Genomic DNA, 15,447 nt, shown 5'->3' with positions numbered 1-15,447 from the left:
CGGTGTTAGAGATACTCCCCGTATTTTTCTCGCGAGAGGAATACGGGGAGTATCTCTATAAGAGCGTGGACTCACGAGGTATTTAAAACGCCACTAGATATAGGTGCTAACGAGGTGCTAAAGAGGGGAGAGGATACGAGTCACACGCCTCTCTCTTTTCACTATGTACCCCGTGCTCGAAAAATATTGAAGCCCCTGCGAGTCACTACACGATACAACGTGTCTAAGCTCTAAGCTGTATAACGTTATGCTCATACCACACTCAGTGGTACCTTAGAAGAGTAGATTTTTCAAAGCTAATGCAGCTGATGGAAGGAATGGGTTATGTCCACTGAAGTAAACCCGCAGCAGCTCGATGTTCAGCATGCCCTGGACGAAGTTATTCGCCGAGCCGAGGGAGATTGCCCTCCCGGACTGACCCCGGCGGAATACGCTGCGTGTTTGCGTCGCACTCCTCCGAAAACTCCTCGTCCCACGCCCACCCCGCGCGTGGAATCGCCCCTGATACACGAGCTGATTGAAAGCGCCGTGAACCCGCAGGAGCTTACCGCCCGCATTGAAGATCTGATCTCCGAGGGCACCCCCATTGTCCAGGTGGCTCGTGATGAGCAGGGCAATGAGCTGGACTCCGAGCGTATTGTTACCTTCCTCTACCGCAATGGCGAGGCTCAGCAGGTACTGCTGTTCGTCAATCGCATTACCGACGAAAAGGATCTGGGGCGCTCGCTCATGGAGCGTATTGAGGGCACCGATTGGTGGCATCTGAGCTTCCAGATGGAAACCACTTGGCGCGCCTCCTATTGCTTTGTTCCGGCGCTGCCCGGCGGCACTCCGCCTTGGCTGAATGATCGCGATCAGGTGCAGTTGCGCCGCGTGCTCGACACCGGCCTGTACGATGTGCACAACCCCCTGGAAATGAAGAACCGCCTGGGTCACCATATGAGCGTGGTTCAGCTGGAGCACGCCCCCGTGCACGAGTTCGTGCTGGAAATGCACGAGCTGGATCAGCTGCCCGAGTACGAGTGGCATATGGCTCCCGAGCAGCACCCCGTGAGCATTCAGCGCGTGGGCGAGCCCGCGCCGGATGCGCCCCTGGTGATTTTCTTTGACGGTGAGGCGTGGCTGCGCCTGGGTCTGCTGGAAACCCTGCAGCGCGCGCACGATGCATCCCGTCTGCCCGCCTTCAACGCTCTCTTTATGGATTCGGGTGGTCGCGAGCGCCGCTGGAAGGAACTGGACGGATCGAACCCCATTGGTGCCTACCTTGCGGATCAGGCTCTGCCCTGGTTGGCTGCAGAGCACGGTGTAACTCCGCCCAGTGAGCGTATTTTCCTCATCGGTCAGTCTCTGGGTGGTCTTTCTGCTCTGCTGGCTGTGCTCAGCCGCCCGGAGTCTTTCGGCGGTGCCTTTGCACAGTCTTCTTCCCTCTGGCAGGATGTTGCTTTTGAGCGTCTGAATGAGCTTAAGGAAGCCGATGAACTGCACCGTCTAAACCACCTGAGCCTGGATATTGAGGTCGGTCAGCAGGAATGGATTTTGACCGAGCCGCATGAGCGTTTTATTGACCAGCTGCGTGAAAGTAATGCGGATATTAGCTATACGGTCTTTAACGGCGGTCATGATTATGCCTGCTGGCGTGGTGCTATTGTTCCGGCATTGGAGCGTATTTTGCCCGCGCGGAGCTAAATAACCCTGAGCCTTTTGAAGACACCTAGCGAGCCTGTAGAAAAGCTTATATCTGCTATAGCTCAGTAGATGCGAGACACATGCACTTCCGTCGTTTTGCATCTATGTGGTCTCTGGCATAATGGAGACTAGATACTCGTAGCAGAGAGAAAAGATAGAGGATTCAATGACCGACGCCCCCGCATACGTAGAGCGCAGCCCCCTGGCTCCCACGCCCCTGATTCCCGAAGAGTTCGCCGCTAAGTACCGCGAAGCCGGCTACTGGGTTGACCAGACCATCCCCGAATTCCTGTTGGATGCCTGCCGCGCCAAGCCCCACTTCCCGGCGCTGGTTGCTCTCTCCCACGCCGTGCTGGATGAGACGGGCAAGCCCGTACAGGTGCGCTACTCCTACGGTGAGCTGGAGGCAGCCGGTCGCGCCGCCGCCAAGCGCCTGATTGAGGCGGGCGTGCAGCCCGGCGATCGCGTGCTGCTGCAGCTGCCTAATATTGCCGAGTATCTGGTGTACCTGCTGGGTACCTTCTGGGCGAGCGCCCTGCCGGTTTTCTGCCTGCCTCAGCACCGCCTGAACGAGCTCTCGCATTTTGCAACCCGTACCGACGCTGCCGCCCATATTTACTCTTCCAAGGCTACCGGTACGAACTTTAGTCAGCTGCATGAAGATCTCGTTGAGACTCTCAGCGCTGCGGGTGAGGTGGCGCCTCCGGTGGGTATTGACGCTTCCGTGCCCCTGCAGCCGCTGAGTGAAGAAGAGCTCGCTGAGCCCTTTATGCCTGGCGTTATTCAGAACACCGACTCCACTCGCGCTAGCGAGCAGGTGGCATTCCTGCAGCTATCGGGTGGCACCACCGGTGTGTCCAAGCTGATCCCTCGCACCCACGCGGCGTATCTGTATTCGGTGCGCGGTTCGGTGGATATTTGCCGTATTCACGCCAATACCACCATGCTGATTGTGCTGCCCGCGGCGCATAATTTCACCATGAGCTCCCCGGGTATTCTGGGTGCTATGTGCGCCAGTGCCAAGATGGTGTTCGCCGGTGATCCTTCCCCGCAGACCGCATTCCGTCTGATTCAGATGGAGGGCGTGACTTTTACCGCTCTGGTGCCTCCTCTGGCTCAGGCATGGGCTGCTTCTGCCGAGCGTAACCTGGTAGAGCTCCCTTCCCTGCGCACCCTGCAGGTGGGCGGCTCCAAGCTGTCTCCGGCAGTTGCGGGCACTATCGCTCAGACCCTGAAGGTTGATATTCAGCAGGTCTTTGGCATGGCTGAGGGCTTGGTGAACTATACCCGCCGCGAGGACGACCCCTATCTGCAGTTCAACACTCAGGGTCGCCCCATTAGCCCCGATGATGAGGTGCTGATTGTGGACGATAATGATCAGCCCGTGGCGCGTGGCGAGAGCGGCCATTTGCTCACTCGCGGCCCCTACACTATTCGCGGCTACTACCTGGAAGAGAACGCGAACCGCTTTGGCTTTACCGAGGACGGCTTCTACCGCACCGGCGATATTGTGCGCTGGAACGGCCCGAACTTGGAGGTGACCGGTCGCGCCAAGGATCAGATTAACCGCAATGGTGAAAAGATCGCCGTGGATGAGATTGAGGACATCGCCCTGGCTCACCCGGATGTTTTTGACGCTGTGGTTCTGGGTCTGCCCGATGAGACCGTGGGTGAGCGTGTGGCTCTGGTGCTGGTGCCCAAGCCCGGCGCCTCCTTCGGTGAGAATCCGCGCCGCACCATGCACGAGTACTTTACCGCCGCTCAGCTTGCTGATTTCAAGATTCCTGAGCGTGTTGAGGTGATGGATGAGCTGCCCACCACCAATGTGGGTAAGATTTCTCGTCGCGAGCTGCGTGCGCTGCTTGCCGATATGCTCGCTTCCTAAGACATCTACCTAAGATTCCGATAGAAAAGAGAGAATAATGTCCGCTACCGAGACTCTGCGCCCGATCCTGGCAAGCTACCTGAAGGAAGAAGATTCTCTGCAGGCAGCTTTTGACCAGCCCACTACCGATTTGTTCAGCCTGGGTCTGGATTCCATGGGTGCTTTTGCTCTGCTGGATGATCTGGTTGCTGCCGGTATTGTGGTGGAATTTACCGAGCTGGTTGAAAACCCGACCGTGGAATTCCTGGCGTCCCGCGCCTAAACCGTAGATAAGACCCTGCGCCCCGAGCCTGTACCGGGGTGCGGGGTCTAGCTCTCTGTCTGTACTCTCCGAACTATATCCCCGTTTAGCTTTTCCAAGGATGGATATGCACACCGATTCCCCCTGGCTTCCGCTGAGTTCTTCCGCGCGAGGCATTTACCTTGCCGCCGTTATGGCTCCCGAGAATCCGCGCTATAACACCGCCGAGGTGCTCGAGCTGCCCGCTAACACCGATATGCAGCTGCTGCGCCGTGCCCTGGAGCAATTCTATGCGGAGAATGAGGGCGTGCGTGTGCGGACCCGCGTGCATGCAGGTCGTGCCGAGCAGCAAGTGCTTTCCGTTGAGGAATTTTTGAGCGCTGTGCAGGTACTCGAAGAGTACTCCCTGGAAGGTTTCGACTCTGATGAAGCACAGAGAAGCGGGGGAGAAGCTACCCTTCCCGAGACGGTGCTCAGCTGGGCGCGTGCTCTGCTTGCTGAACCGTTGAACACTGATAAGGGCGTGACTCTGCGTAGTGCCTACACTCGCTACGCCGGTAAAATCTGGCTCTACCACTCTATGTCCCATGTGGTAGCTGATGGTTTCGCTGCCTTTAACGGTCTATCCCGTATTGCGGCGATCTACCGCACCCTTGATGCCGGTCACGATGTGCCCCCGGCGGCTCGCCCCGGTGTTGCGCAGCTGATTGCAGCTGATGAGGCTGCCGCAGCAGCACGTGAGGCCGACCTGGACTTTTGGCTCAGCGAAGAGAACGCGCATGTGCTCGAAGAACCCGATTCTTCTCTGGCAGGTCGCACCGCAGAGGCATCCCCGGCAGCCCTCCGTGTGAGCCTTGCTGTACCCGTGGAACTGCAGACGCGCCTGCTGGCAGCCGCAAAGGAAAAAGGCGCCTCCTGGCCGCACCTTGCCACCGCTGTCGTGGGTTCCTTCCTAGCGCGTATTGCCAACCGTGAGTCGGCGGCATTCGGTGTGCCGCAGATGAACCGCATGCTGCCGCCCACCGCGGAGGCTACAACCCGCGAACTGGCTAAAATGAGCGCGCAAACTGCCTGCACCGCTGTGAATGTGCTGCCGGTTCAGGTGCCCTCCATTGGCTCTCTGGAACATGCCATTGAGCGCGTCAAACAGGACTTTGAGCGCAACGCTCAGCACCCGGCGGCACGCCAGGAAGACCTCGAACGTGCAGCCCGGGCCAATGATGCGCGCCTCTTCGGTGCCCAGATTAATGTGGTTCCCTTCGACGCCGTGCTGCCGATCAGCACCCCGGCGCCCCTGAGTGCTGAGGAACGCGCAGCGGGTAAGCGCCCCGAACCTCCCGTGAGTGCGCGCATTCATAATATTTCCGCCGGTCCCGTGCCCGATATGACCGTGACCCTGCGCGGTATGCCCGGTCGCGGTAACCCCATTGCCCTGGAAATCGACGCGAACCCCGCACTCTACTCGCCCGAGATTCTGCGCGCCCACGCCAGCCATCTGGCGGATTGGTTCCGCAAATGGGCTATCGCCCTGGAGCACAACCTACCTCTTGAGGCACTCTCCACCGCGACCGATGCTGAGCTGGCGGTGCTCGATAGCTTTAATGCTCCCGAGCATCCGGTGGAGTATCAGAGCCTGCTGCAGCGTTTTATTGCGGCGGTTCAGCGCCACCCCGAGCAGATTGCTCTGCGTGCAGCGGCTCCCGCGCGACGTGCTGACGGTTCCTTTGGTCTGACTCCTGAGGATCCTCAGGCTTATGATTTCAGTCAGGAATTGAGCTATGTTCAGCTGGATTATCGTGCCCGCGCGCTCGCCGCTGAACTCATTGGTGCCGGTGTACGCCCCGGCCAGGCGGTGGGTCTGCGCGTGGAGCGCGGCATTGAACAATATGTGGCGCTCTACGCCCTGCTCTACGCCGGTGCCACCTATGTACCCGTGCTACCCGAACTGCCCGCCGAACGTATTGGTGTCATGCTTGAAGACGCCGGTGCTGCCGCCCTCATTCACGGACCCGGTTTGGCGCCCCTGGGTGCGAGCGAGCTTGCTCCCGAGCAGCCTGAACTCTACGCTCAACTGCCGCAGATTCAGCTGCCTCCCATTAATACTGCTCAAATGCTGAGCGAATCCGAGGTACCCGCCCGCGAGTACCTGCCCGGTCTGGATACCGACCTGGAGTCTGATGCCTATATTCTCTTCACCTCCGGCTCCACCGGCCGCCCCAAGGGCGTTGCCATTAGCCACCGCGCGATCGATAACCGTCTGCGCTGGCAGCAGCACCAGATCCCGATCGCTGCGGGGGATAAGGTTCTACACAAGACCGCTATTTCCTTTGATGTGCACGTCTGGGAGCTCTACTGGCCGCTACAGGAAGGCGCAAGTGTGGTCATTGCCGCGCCCGAGGGGCACCGCGACCCCGCCTACCTGGCGCGCGTTATCGCCGAGCAGGGCGTGGACTGCCTGCACTTTGTGCCCACTATGCTCACCGCATTCCTTTCCTCCCCGAGTGCTGCCCGTATTCTGCGCGAAGTCGGCTACGGTGAGGGCGAAAACGATAAACACCTGAAGTACCTGGTCTGCTCGGGTGAGGCGCTGCACCGCGAACAGATTCTGGAGGCTCACCGCGCCCTGGGTGTGTGGATTTTGAACCTCTACGGCCCCACCGAGGCAGCCGTGGATGTCACATTCTGGGATAGCTCTGAGGATCCCGAACGTGAGCAGGTACCCATTGGTGAACCCGTGTGGAATACCGGTACTTTTATCCTGGATAAGGCGGGACGTCCCGTGCCCGCCGGTGTGCTGGGCGAGCTCTACCTGAGCGGTGTTCAGTTGGCACGTGGCTATAAGAACAACCCCGAAGCCACCGCCGCCGCTTTCGGTGAAGACGCCGCCAACGGCATGCGTGTCTACCGCACCGGCGACCTTGCCACCTGGGAGCTGCTACCCGATGAGAGCGCACCCTATGGCGTGCGCGGCGTGATTCTCTACCGCGGCCGCGCCGACTCGCAGGTCAAACTCAACGGCCAGCGCCTGGAATTGGGCGATATTGAAGCGACCCTGACCGACTCCGAGCATGTGAGCGGTGCCGTGGCTATGCTCTACACCGGCCCGGAGGGTCATCGCGCCCCGGCGCTCGCCGCTTTCCTGGAGACCGGCACCGAGAGCGAAGAAGAGCAGGCGCAGATTATTGAGTCGGCTCGGGCTCACGCTCAGGCGAGCCTGCCGGAGTATATGGTGCCGACCCTCTGGCACGCGGTGCATACTTTCCCGGTGGGTACCAGCGGCAAGGCGGATCGTAAGCTGCTGGCGCGCCACGATTTCGCGGTCTCTACCGGTGAAGACGGCCCGCAGGATTTGCTGCAGCAGCAGCTGGCGGCTATTTTCGCCTCTGCCCTGGGGGTGGAGCGTGTGGGTGTGCACGATGATTTCTTTGCCTTTGGTGGCTCGTCTATGAGCGCGCTGAATGTGATTGCGTCCATTGAGGAGCAGCTGGGCATTACGGTCTCTATTGGTGCGCTTTTTGCCTACCCTTCGGTGGCTGAGCTGGCTGAGTCCCTGGGGGAGAATAGCGGTGCTGAGTTCCTGCCGGTGCTGCCTCTGCGCCGTGTGCCCGAGAGCCCGGAGCCGGATGCTCCCGCACCCCTGTTTATTCTGCCTCCGGCGGGTGGTTTGGGCTGGTCCTACGCGCCTTATGCTGCTGCGCTACCGTCGAATCAGGCGATATATACCCTACAGCTGGCGCCTTTTAGCGATGAATCTGCGAGTATGCCCGCAAGCTTGGATGAGCTGGCGCGCTATTTCCTGTCCCTGATTCTGGGTGTGCTTGAAGAGAAACAGCTGCCGGCTCGTGTTCAGCTCATGGGTTGGTCTGTGGGCGGTACCGCCAGTGTTCAGACCGCGGCTCTGCTGCGTGAGGCGGGCGTTGAGATTGAGCGCGTGGTGGTTTTGGACGGCTACCCGGCTGAGCAGTGGGCGGATGTTCCCGCGCCGGATGAGCAGGAGAGCTATCGTGCTCTGCTGCGCATGGCGGGTCTGCCCGAGCCCGACCCGGAAGAAGTGCTTGACCTACCCACGGTTCTTGAGCGTTTGAAAGCTATTGGTTCGGCTCTGGGTTATTTGGGTGAGGATGCGCTGGGCGTGACTTTTGCGGCTATGCAGGCTTCTCCTGCTCTGCTACGCGGTGCGTCTCATCGCTACTATGATGGCCCGGTGATAATGGTTGCCGCTGTCCATGAGGATCAGCCCTATTTGGATGCTTCCGGGTGGTCTGCTCATTGTTCGGATCTTGAGGTTGTGAACATTTCTGAAGCTAGCCACACTGGCATGGTCAATGATTCATTTGTTCCTCAGATCGTTTCATCTATCTGGGGCTAATCCGTTTTCGGGTTCATCGTTGGGATTGACCCGCATGGGATGACACTGTGTGACAGACTGTGAGCGCTCTAAGTGTCTATTGAGTGCTGTATTACATGACTCAATAGACACTATCTACGCTCACAGTCTGTCAACACCCGCATGCGTAAGCTGTAGAACGCAAGCAAGTTGTGCCGCCGGAACTCAAAGCTTCAGAAACCGGAGCAGGAGAGAGAAAGGTTGAGCGCTATTAGCTGGGGCTTCGCGCCCCAGCGCAAAGGCACAGGTCGTGCGCAAATGCCCTTCTCTCGAACCGCGACCCCGACTCAAAAACTCTAGCCCCGCCTCAAAACTCAAAAGCATATAACTATAGGGGTTGTCTCATATGAGACAACCCCTATAGCTTAGCTATCGCCTATAACGACTAGAGTGTATTACTCAGCGTCGCTACCGGTGCGACCAGCGTTGACATTTGCCAGGTCGTACTTTGCGAATGCCTGTGCAGCCAGATCAGCAGATACCTTGCCCTGCTTTGCCAGCATCTGCAGGGTGCGTACCACGAGGGACTCTGCATCGATGTGGAAGAAGCGGCGTGCGCCGGGGCGGGTGTCTGCGAAGCCGAAGCCGTCTGCGCCCAGTGCTGCGAAGTCGCCGGGCACGAAGGGACGGATCATGTTCTGCAAATCGGATGCGAAGTCGCTGGTTGCGATAACCGGGCCTTCTGCACCTGCCAGCTTCTGGGTCAGGTAGGGCAGGCGTGCGGGCTTGCCGGGGTTAAGGAGTTCCTCTTCCTCAGCCGCCACGCCGTCGCGAGCCAGTTCAACCCAGGAGGTGACAGACCATACGTCTGCGGATACGCCCCAGTCCTCAGCCAGCAGGCGCTGTGCTTCCAGAGCCCAGGGGACAGCGATACCGGATGCCAGCAGCTGTGCCTTGGGGCCTGCAACGGTGGAGTCCTGCAGCTTGTAGATACCCTTGATGACGCCTTCGACGTCCAGGTTCTCGGGTTCCTTGGGCTGGTGGATGGGCTCGTTGTACACGGTCAGGTAGTACATGACATCGTGGTCTTCATCCAGGTTGCCGTACATCTGCTCGATACCGCGCTTGACGATGTGGCCAATTTCGTAGCCGTATGCCGGGTCGTAGCTCTTGATAGCGGGGTTGGTCGCTGCAATGAGCGGCGAGTGACCGTCCATGTGCTGCAGACCTTCACCGGAGAGGGTGGTGCGGCCTGCGGTACCGCCGATGATGAAGCCGCGAACCAGCTGGTCGCCTGCTGCCCAGAATGCGTCGCCGGTACGCTGGAAACCGAACATCGAGTAGAAGATGTAGATCGGGATCATGGGCTCGCCGTGGGTGTCGAAGGAGGAACCAACAGCGGTGAATGCTGCGGTTGCGCCTGCTTCGTTAATACCCACGTGAATGATCTGACCTGCTGCAGACTCGGTGTAGGAGAGCATCAGGGCACGGTCAACGGGCACGTAGTTCTGGCCGTTGGGGTTGTACAGCTTTGCGGAGGGGAAGAAGGAGTCCATACCGAAGGTACGTGCTTCGTCGGGGACGATGGGCACGATGCGGTGGCCGAAGCCCTTGACACGCATGAGGTCCTTCATCAGACGCACGAATGCCATGGTGGATGCTGCCAGCTGCTTGCCGGAGCCCTTCATTGCGCCCGCGTATGCCTTGTCGTCCGGCAGGTCGATGACCGGCTGGGTGTTGGGGCGTGCGGGGATTGCGCCGCCGAGCTCTGCACGGCGTGCGTGCATGTACTGCAGTGCCGGGTGGTTTGCCTCGGGCAGGTAGTACGGCGGGTTGTAGAGGTCCTTCTCGAGTTCCTCGTCGGAGACGGGGATACCCAGGTGGTCACGGAAGCCCTTGAGTGCTTCCATGGTGAACTTCTTCATCTGGTGGGTGGAGTTACGGGACTCGAATGCGGGGCCCAGCTCGCGACCCTTGACGGACTGTGCGAGGATTACGGTGGGCTGACCCTTGGTCTCCAGAGCTTCCTTGTATGCCGCGTAGATCTTCTTGTCGTCGTGTGCGCCACGGCGCAGTGCCCAGATCTCGTCGTCGGTCATGTCGGCGACGAGTTCCTTGGTCTCGGGGTACTTGCCGAAGAAGTGCTCGCGGATGTAGCCGCCGTCTTCACCGCGGAAGGTCTGGTAGTCACCGTCGAGGGTTTCGTTCAGCAGCTGGACGAGCTTGCCGGACTTGTCCTTCTCCAGCAGTGCGTCCCACTCGGAACCCCACAGAACCTTGATGACGTGCCAGCCAGCGCCGAGGAAGAATGCTTCCAGCTCCTGCACGATCTTGCTGTTACCGCGCACGGGGCCGTCCAGGCGCTGCAGGTTGCAGTTAACAACGAAGGTCAGGTTGTCCAGCTTTTCGTTTGCTGCCAGCTGCAGTGCGCCGCGCGATTCGGGCTCGTCCATTTCGCCGTCGCCCAGGAATGCCCAGACGTGCTGCTCGGAGGTGTCCTTGATGCCGCGGTTGTGCAGGTAGCGGTTGAAGGATGCCTGGTGGATTGCGTTCAGCGGACCGATACCCATGGACACGGTCGGGAACTGCCAGAATTCGGGCAGGCAGCGGGGGTGCGGGTAGGAGGGGATGCCGTTCTCGCCCTTGGTCTTCTCCTGGCGGAAGCCGTCCATCTGCTCTTCGGTCAGGCGGCCTTCGACGAATGCACGTGCGTAGTTACCGGGGGATGCGTGACCCTGGAAGAAGACCTGGTCGCCACCGCCGGGGTGGTTGCGGCCGCGGAAGAAGTGGTTGTAACCCATTTCGTACAGGTCAGCAATACCTGCGTAGGTGGAGATGTGACCGCCAACGCCGATGCCCTTCTTCTGTGCACGCTGAACCATGATGGCTGCGTTCCAGCGGATCCATGCGCGGTACTGACGCTCGAGCTCTTCGTCGCCGGGGTACTCGGGCTGCTGATCTGCCGGGATGGTGTTGATGTAGTCGGTCTTGATCAGAGTAGGAACGGATACGCCCTGCTCGCCTGCTGCCTTGGTCAGTGCGCGCAGGATGTATTCGGCACGCTCGGTGCCGTGGGTCTTGATGAGATCCTCGAGGGATTCAGCCCATTCCTGGGTCTCCTCAGCGTCGATGTCCTTCAGGCCATCGAGGAGAGTGCTCAGGGAGTGTTCGTTCGGAGTTGCGTTACCCAAACTATTCAACCTCTCTTTGTTGTGGTTGAAGGCGCCGGTGCAATGGTGTTCGCGTGAGTCGGCGTCTTGCTGTTGCCAAAGGGTGATTGCGGTGCAGTGTCGGTCGTGCCGGGTGTGCCGCAGCCACTCTTAAGTGTCTTTACTATTTTAGTCCTAAATCAACGCTTAGTTTGCACCTTTGCGTAAATTTATGGGTGTTTCGCACTATGTGAGCCAGGTGTGCATATGCATGTGACTCAAAACACTGCTTTTCGAGTTGCGCGCCCCCTTGAACTGCCGTATAGTATTACTTGTTGCTCCGGTCAAGGAGAAAACGAAATGGGTCTTTAGCTCAGCTGGTAGAGCGCCACGTTTACACCGTGGATGTCATCGGTTCGATCCCGGTAGGACCCACCACTAACCCGCTAGGTTTTCACCTAGCGGGTTTTTTTGTTGTGCTCCGGTGCTTCTCCTGCAAGAATCCGCATAACCTGCACAATCTGCGCTCGGAGCGGGGGAGTGCCTTTCGCCAGACGATACATCGACCACAAAATTCCACGCTGGCGGGTAGAAAAGCGTACCCTATATATATGACTGAAACTAAGAAGGCACAGATTGGTGTAACCGGCCTTGCCGTGATGGGCGCAAACCTCGCCCGCAACCTGGCACGTAATGGCTACACCGTTGCATTGCACAACCGTTCTGTAGAAAAGACTGACGCTCTGCTGGCAGAGCACGGCTCCGAGGGTGACTTCATCCGCACCGAGAGCCTGCAGGAGCTCGTGGACTCCCTGGAGAGCCCCCGCCGCATCCTGGTCATGGTCAAGGCGGGTGCTCCCGTTGACGCCGTGATCGAGCAGCTCGAACCCCTGCTGGATGAGGGCGACATTATTATTGACGGCGGTAATTCGCACTTCCCCGACACCATTCGCCGCGAGCGCGCCCTGGCTGAAAAGGGCCTGCACTTTGTGGGCGTGGGCGTTTCCGGCGGTGAAGAGGGCGCTCTGTGGGGCCCCTCCATTATGCCCGGCGGTTCCGCTGAATCCTATCAGCACGTTGGCCCGCTGCTGGAGAAGATCTCCGCAAAGGCTCCTCAGGATGGTGCTCCCTGCTGCGCATGGATCTCCACCGACGGTGCGGGTCACTTCGTGAAGATGGTCCACAACGGCATTGAGTACGCCGATATGCAGGTTATTGGCGAAGCCTACGATATTCTGCGCTCCATCGCAGGTATTGAGCCGGCCGATCAGGCTCAGATTTTCGCTCAGTGGAATGAAACCGAGCTGGATTCTTACCTGATTGAAATCACCTCCAAGGTGCTGGCTCAGGTGGACGCTAAGACCGGCAAGCCCCTGGTGGACGTAATTCTGGACCAGGCTGGTCAGAAGGGTACCGGCCTGTGGACCGCTCAGGCTGGTCTGGCTCTGGGCTCGCCCGTGACCGCTATTGCTGAGTCCGTATTCGCTCGCGCTCTGTCTTCCTCTAACCCGGCTGCTCGTCAGCAGGCTCAGGAGCAGCTGCCCGCAGGTCTGATTGCAACCACCGGTATTGCTGCTGGCGACCCGGAGTTCGTTGAGGATGTGCGCCGTGCGCTCTTTGCCTCCAAGCTGGTTGCTTATGCTCAGGGTCTGGACCTGATTGCTCGCGGTGGCGAGGAGTATGGTTGGGATCTGAAGCTGGATACCATTGCCTCCCTGTGGCGTGCGGGCTGCATTATCCGCGCCGAGCTGCTGGATGACATTATGGCAGCGTACAAGGACCAGAGCCCGGTGAATATGCTGCTGGCTCCGCAGTTCACCTCCCTGATGGAAGAGCTGGTTCCCTCCTGGCGCCGCGTGGTGGCGAAGGCTACCGCTGAGGGTGTTCCGGTTCCGGTCTTCGCATCGGCTCTGTCTTACTACGACGGTCTGCGCCGTGACCGCCTGCCCGCTGCCCTGATTCAGGGTCAGCGTGACTACTTCGGTGCTCACACCTACGGTCGTATTGACGCCGAGGGCGCATTCCACACCATGTGGAGCGGCGATCTTTCTGAGGTTAACGCAGCCGATATTCACGTTCACTAAGGCTGAACGGTAGATAGGATAAAGCCCCGATAGCTTGCTATCGGGGCTTTAGCGTGTCTAAAAATATTTTAGATGGAGTATTCAATCAGATATTCCACCGCATCCACCAGAGGCTTGTGCTTATCGGGGGTGCGGGGGCGCGCCTTGGCGGGAATACCGGTAATAATGGAGTCCTCCGGGTGGTCATGAACCACCACGGCATTGGCACCAATGGCGCTATCCTTACCGATAACTACCGGGCCGAGCACCTTGGCGCCGGCACCAATGGTCACGCCATCTTCAATGGTGGGGTGGCGCTTGACCTTCTCCAGGGAGCGACCGCCCAGGGTCACGCCGTGGTAGAGCATCACATCGTCACCGATTTCGGCGGTTTCACCAATTACAATACCCATGCCGTGGTCAATGAAGAAGCGGCGGCCAATGGTTGCGCCGGGGTGAATCTCCACGCCGGTCAAAAAGCGGGTGAATTGGGAGAGGGTGCGCGCCAGGGACTTGGTTTCGTCTTTTTGCCAGAGCTTATGGGCGAGACGATGGGACCAGATGGCGTGCATGCCGGAGTAGTTGATCATAATCTCGGCGGTGCCTCGCGCTGCGGGGTCGTGGGTGCGGACCGTTTTGAGGTCTTCGCGCAGGGTCGAGAAAAATCCCATGGTCTTCTTTCGGTTCAGTGTATTTTGTGGGCTTGGCGATTATCGTAGCACGGCGTGGTGCGTGCAGCCTTGGCTCGGTTAGCGCCTATGCTGCCGGCGTATGCGCCCGGATACCTAGATGTATGGCGTAGCAAACGCCCCGCTGTCTTCGCGCGCTGCCTCCTGAGGAAGGTGGGCAGTGCGCGGGGACAACGCGGGGCGTAATGCTATGATCCGGTTACGCCTTAGCCGCGGATATCTTCGTAGAGAACGGTAGAGACGTAGCGCTCGCCGAAGTCGGGAACGATAGCAACGATCAGCTTATCCTTGTTCTCGCTCTTCTTTGCTTCTTCCAGAGCTGCAAAGGTTGCTGCGCCGCCGGAGATACCCGAGAGGATACCTTCTTCTACAGCCAGTGCGCGTGCGGTGCGGATTGCGTCCTCACCGGCAACGGGGGAGATGGCGTCATAGATGCCGCGGTCGAGGGTTTCGGGTACGAAGTTTGCGCCCAGACCCTGGATCTTGTGGGGACCAACGCGACCCTCGGAGAGCAGCGGGGATTCCTTGGGTTCTACAGCAACAACCTTAATGTTGGGGTTCTGTTCCTTCAGGTACTTGCCGGAGCCGGAGATGGTACCGCCGGTGCCGATACCTGCCACGAAGATATCTACCTTACCTTCGGTGTCTTCCCAGATTTCGCGACCGGTGGTCTCGTAGTGCTTGCGGGGGTTTGCTTCGTTGGTGAACTGGGATGCGAGGATTGCACCGGGGGTTTCTGCAACGATTTCTTCTGCCTTGGCAACGGCGCCGCTCATGCCGTCGGTGCCGGGGGTCAGTACGATTTCTGCACCGTAGGCGCGCAGCAGCACGCGACGCTCTGCGGACATGGTCTCGGGCATGGTCAGGATTACGCGGTAGCCGCGTGCTGCGCCAACCAGTGCCAGGGCGATACCGGTGTTGCCACTGGTTCCTTCAACGATGGTGCCGCCGGGCTTGAGTGCGCCTGCCTTTTCTGCGGCGTCGATAATTGCTGCGCCGATGCGATCCTTCACGCTGCCTGCGGGGTTGTAGAACTCGAGCTTGAGGGCGACGGTGCCGGGCAGGTCCTTGCTCAGGCGGTTGAGGCGAACGATCGGAGTGTTACCGATGGTTTCAATAATGTCGTTGTAGATTGCCATGGTGGTTATCCTTAGCAGTTGTGAAGTATTAGTGGGTTAGTACTCTTGACACTGTACTCCGCTGCGGCACGCTCTCAAAGTCCAGCGTCATATTTCGTAATACGGGTAATATATGACGTTTTGAAGGGCGGAGCGTTGATGCTCTTGGGAGGTGGTCCGAGGGACGGCTGATGTAGGCACGCTTGTATCTATATGGTATCAAAAACCATAAAGGCTATGCATGAAAATTCACTAAAGCTCTAAAAATTTATCCTATTGCGGTAAAGTA

General features: G+C 59.0%; 8 protein-coding genes and 1 tRNA gene. 6 read left to right on the top strand and 3 right to left on the bottom strand.

Going from position 1 to position 15,447, the window contains the following annotated elements:
• Nucleotides 1–324: 324 nt before the first annotated feature.
• The 4 genes from Q4P78_RS07255 (at nucleotide 325) to Q4P78_RS07240 (ending at nucleotide 8,181) form a co-directional block, all read left to right on the top strand.
• Nucleotides 325–1,686: an enterochelin esterase domain-containing protein gene (locus Q4P78_RS07255; protein WP_303339697.1), complete on the top strand. Its 1,362-nt coding sequence runs from the start codon at nucleotides 325–327 to the stop codon at nucleotides 1,684–1,686.
• A 166-nt stretch (nucleotides 1,687–1,852) separates the two neighbouring features.
• A complete protein-coding gene (locus Q4P78_RS07250; protein WP_303339696.1) occupies nucleotides 1,853–3,571 on the top strand; it encodes a (2,3-dihydroxybenzoyl)adenylate synthase in 1,719 nt (572 codons plus the stop codon).
• A 37-nt stretch (nucleotides 3,572–3,608) separates the two neighbouring features.
• Entirely contained in the window at nucleotides 3,609–3,833 is a 225-nt protein-coding gene (locus Q4P78_RS07245) for an acyl carrier protein (protein ID WP_303339695.1), read from the top strand.
• Nucleotides 3,834–3,939: 106 nt separating this feature from the next.
• Nucleotides 3,940–8,181 carry an amino acid adenylation domain-containing protein gene (locus tag Q4P78_RS07240; RefSeq protein ID WP_303339694.1) on the top strand — a complete coding sequence of 1,414 codons (4,242 nt, stop codon included), beginning with the start codon at nucleotides 3,940–3,942 and terminating at the stop codon, nucleotides 8,179–8,181.
• Between the two features lie 413 nt (nucleotides 8,182–8,594).
• Here Q4P78_RS07240 and aceE read toward each other — a convergent pair whose 3' ends face one another.
• Nucleotides 8,595–11,330: a pyruvate dehydrogenase (acetyl-transferring), homodimeric type gene (gene aceE / locus Q4P78_RS07235; RefSeq protein ID WP_303339693.1), complete on the bottom strand. Its 2,736-nt coding sequence runs from the start codon at nucleotides 11,328–11,330 to the stop codon at nucleotides 8,595–8,597.
• 320 nt (nucleotides 11,331–11,650) lie between these two features.
• Here aceE and Q4P78_RS07230 point away from each other — a divergent pair.
• Together Q4P78_RS07230 and gndA are read left to right on the top strand one after the other, a co-directional pair.
• Nucleotides 11,651–11,726: transfer RNA gene (locus Q4P78_RS07230), tRNA-Val, on the top strand.
• Nucleotides 11,727–11,899: 173 nt separating this feature from the next.
• Nucleotides 11,900–13,372, top strand: coding sequence for an NADP-dependent phosphogluconate dehydrogenase (gene gndA, locus Q4P78_RS07225; protein WP_303339692.1), 1,473 nt, complete (start codon nucleotides 11,900–11,902; stop codon nucleotides 13,370–13,372).
• Between the two features lie 68 nt (nucleotides 13,373–13,440).
• On the opposite strand, the gene epsC is transcribed toward gndA, so the two are convergent.
• Together epsC and cysK are read right to left on the bottom strand one after the other, a co-directional pair.
• Nucleotides 13,441–14,022 carry a serine O-acetyltransferase EpsC gene (gene epsC, locus Q4P78_RS07220; RefSeq protein WP_303339691.1) on the bottom strand — a complete coding sequence of 194 codons (582 nt, stop codon included), beginning with the start codon at nucleotides 14,020–14,022 and terminating at the stop codon, nucleotides 13,441–13,443.
• A 224-nt stretch (nucleotides 14,023–14,246) separates the two neighbouring features.
• Nucleotides 14,247–15,179 carry a cysteine synthase A gene (cysK, locus tag Q4P78_RS07215; protein WP_303339690.1) on the bottom strand — a complete coding sequence of 311 codons (933 nt, stop codon included), beginning with the start codon at nucleotides 15,177–15,179 and terminating at the stop codon, nucleotides 14,247–14,249.
• Nucleotides 15,180–15,447: the final 268 nt, after the last annotated feature.

This window comes from Rothia sp. (in: high G+C Gram-positive bacteria), from assembly GCF_030540545.1.
GTDB lineage: Bacteria > Actinomycetota > Actinomycetes > Actinomycetales > Micrococcaceae > Rothia.
Note: the sequence above shows the minus strand (reverse complement) of the source record. Positions and strands in the feature narration are given on the sequence as shown.

What these genes read in the sequence shown, in the direction of transcription:
- Q4P78_RS07255 (WP_303339697.1), top strand. Translation starts at nt 325, where the DNA reads ATGTCCACTGAAGTAAACCCGCAGCAGCTCGATGTTCAGCATGCCCTG.
- Q4P78_RS07250 (WP_303339696.1), top strand. Translation starts at nt 1,853, where the DNA reads ATGACCGACGCCCCCGCATACGTAGAGCGCAGCCCCCTGGCTCCCACG.
- Q4P78_RS07240 (WP_303339694.1), top strand. Translation starts at nt 3,940, where the DNA reads ATGCACACCGATTCCCCCTGGCTTCCGCTGAGTTCTTCCGCGCGAGGC.
- epsC (WP_303339691.1), bottom strand. Translation starts at nt 14,022, where the DNA reads ATGGGATTTTTCTCGACCCTGCGCGAAGACCTCAAAACGGTCCGCACC.
- cysK (WP_303339690.1), bottom strand. Translation starts at nt 15,179, where the DNA reads ATGGCAATCTACAACGACATTATTGAAACCATCGGTAACACTCCGATC.
- gndA (WP_303339692.1), top strand. Translation starts at nt 11,900, where the DNA reads ATGACTGAAACTAAGAAGGCACAGATTGGTGTAACCGGCCTTGCCGTG.
- Q4P78_RS07245 (WP_303339695.1), top strand. Translation starts at nt 3,609, where the DNA reads ATGTCCGCTACCGAGACTCTGCGCCCGATCCTGGCAAGCTACCTGAAG.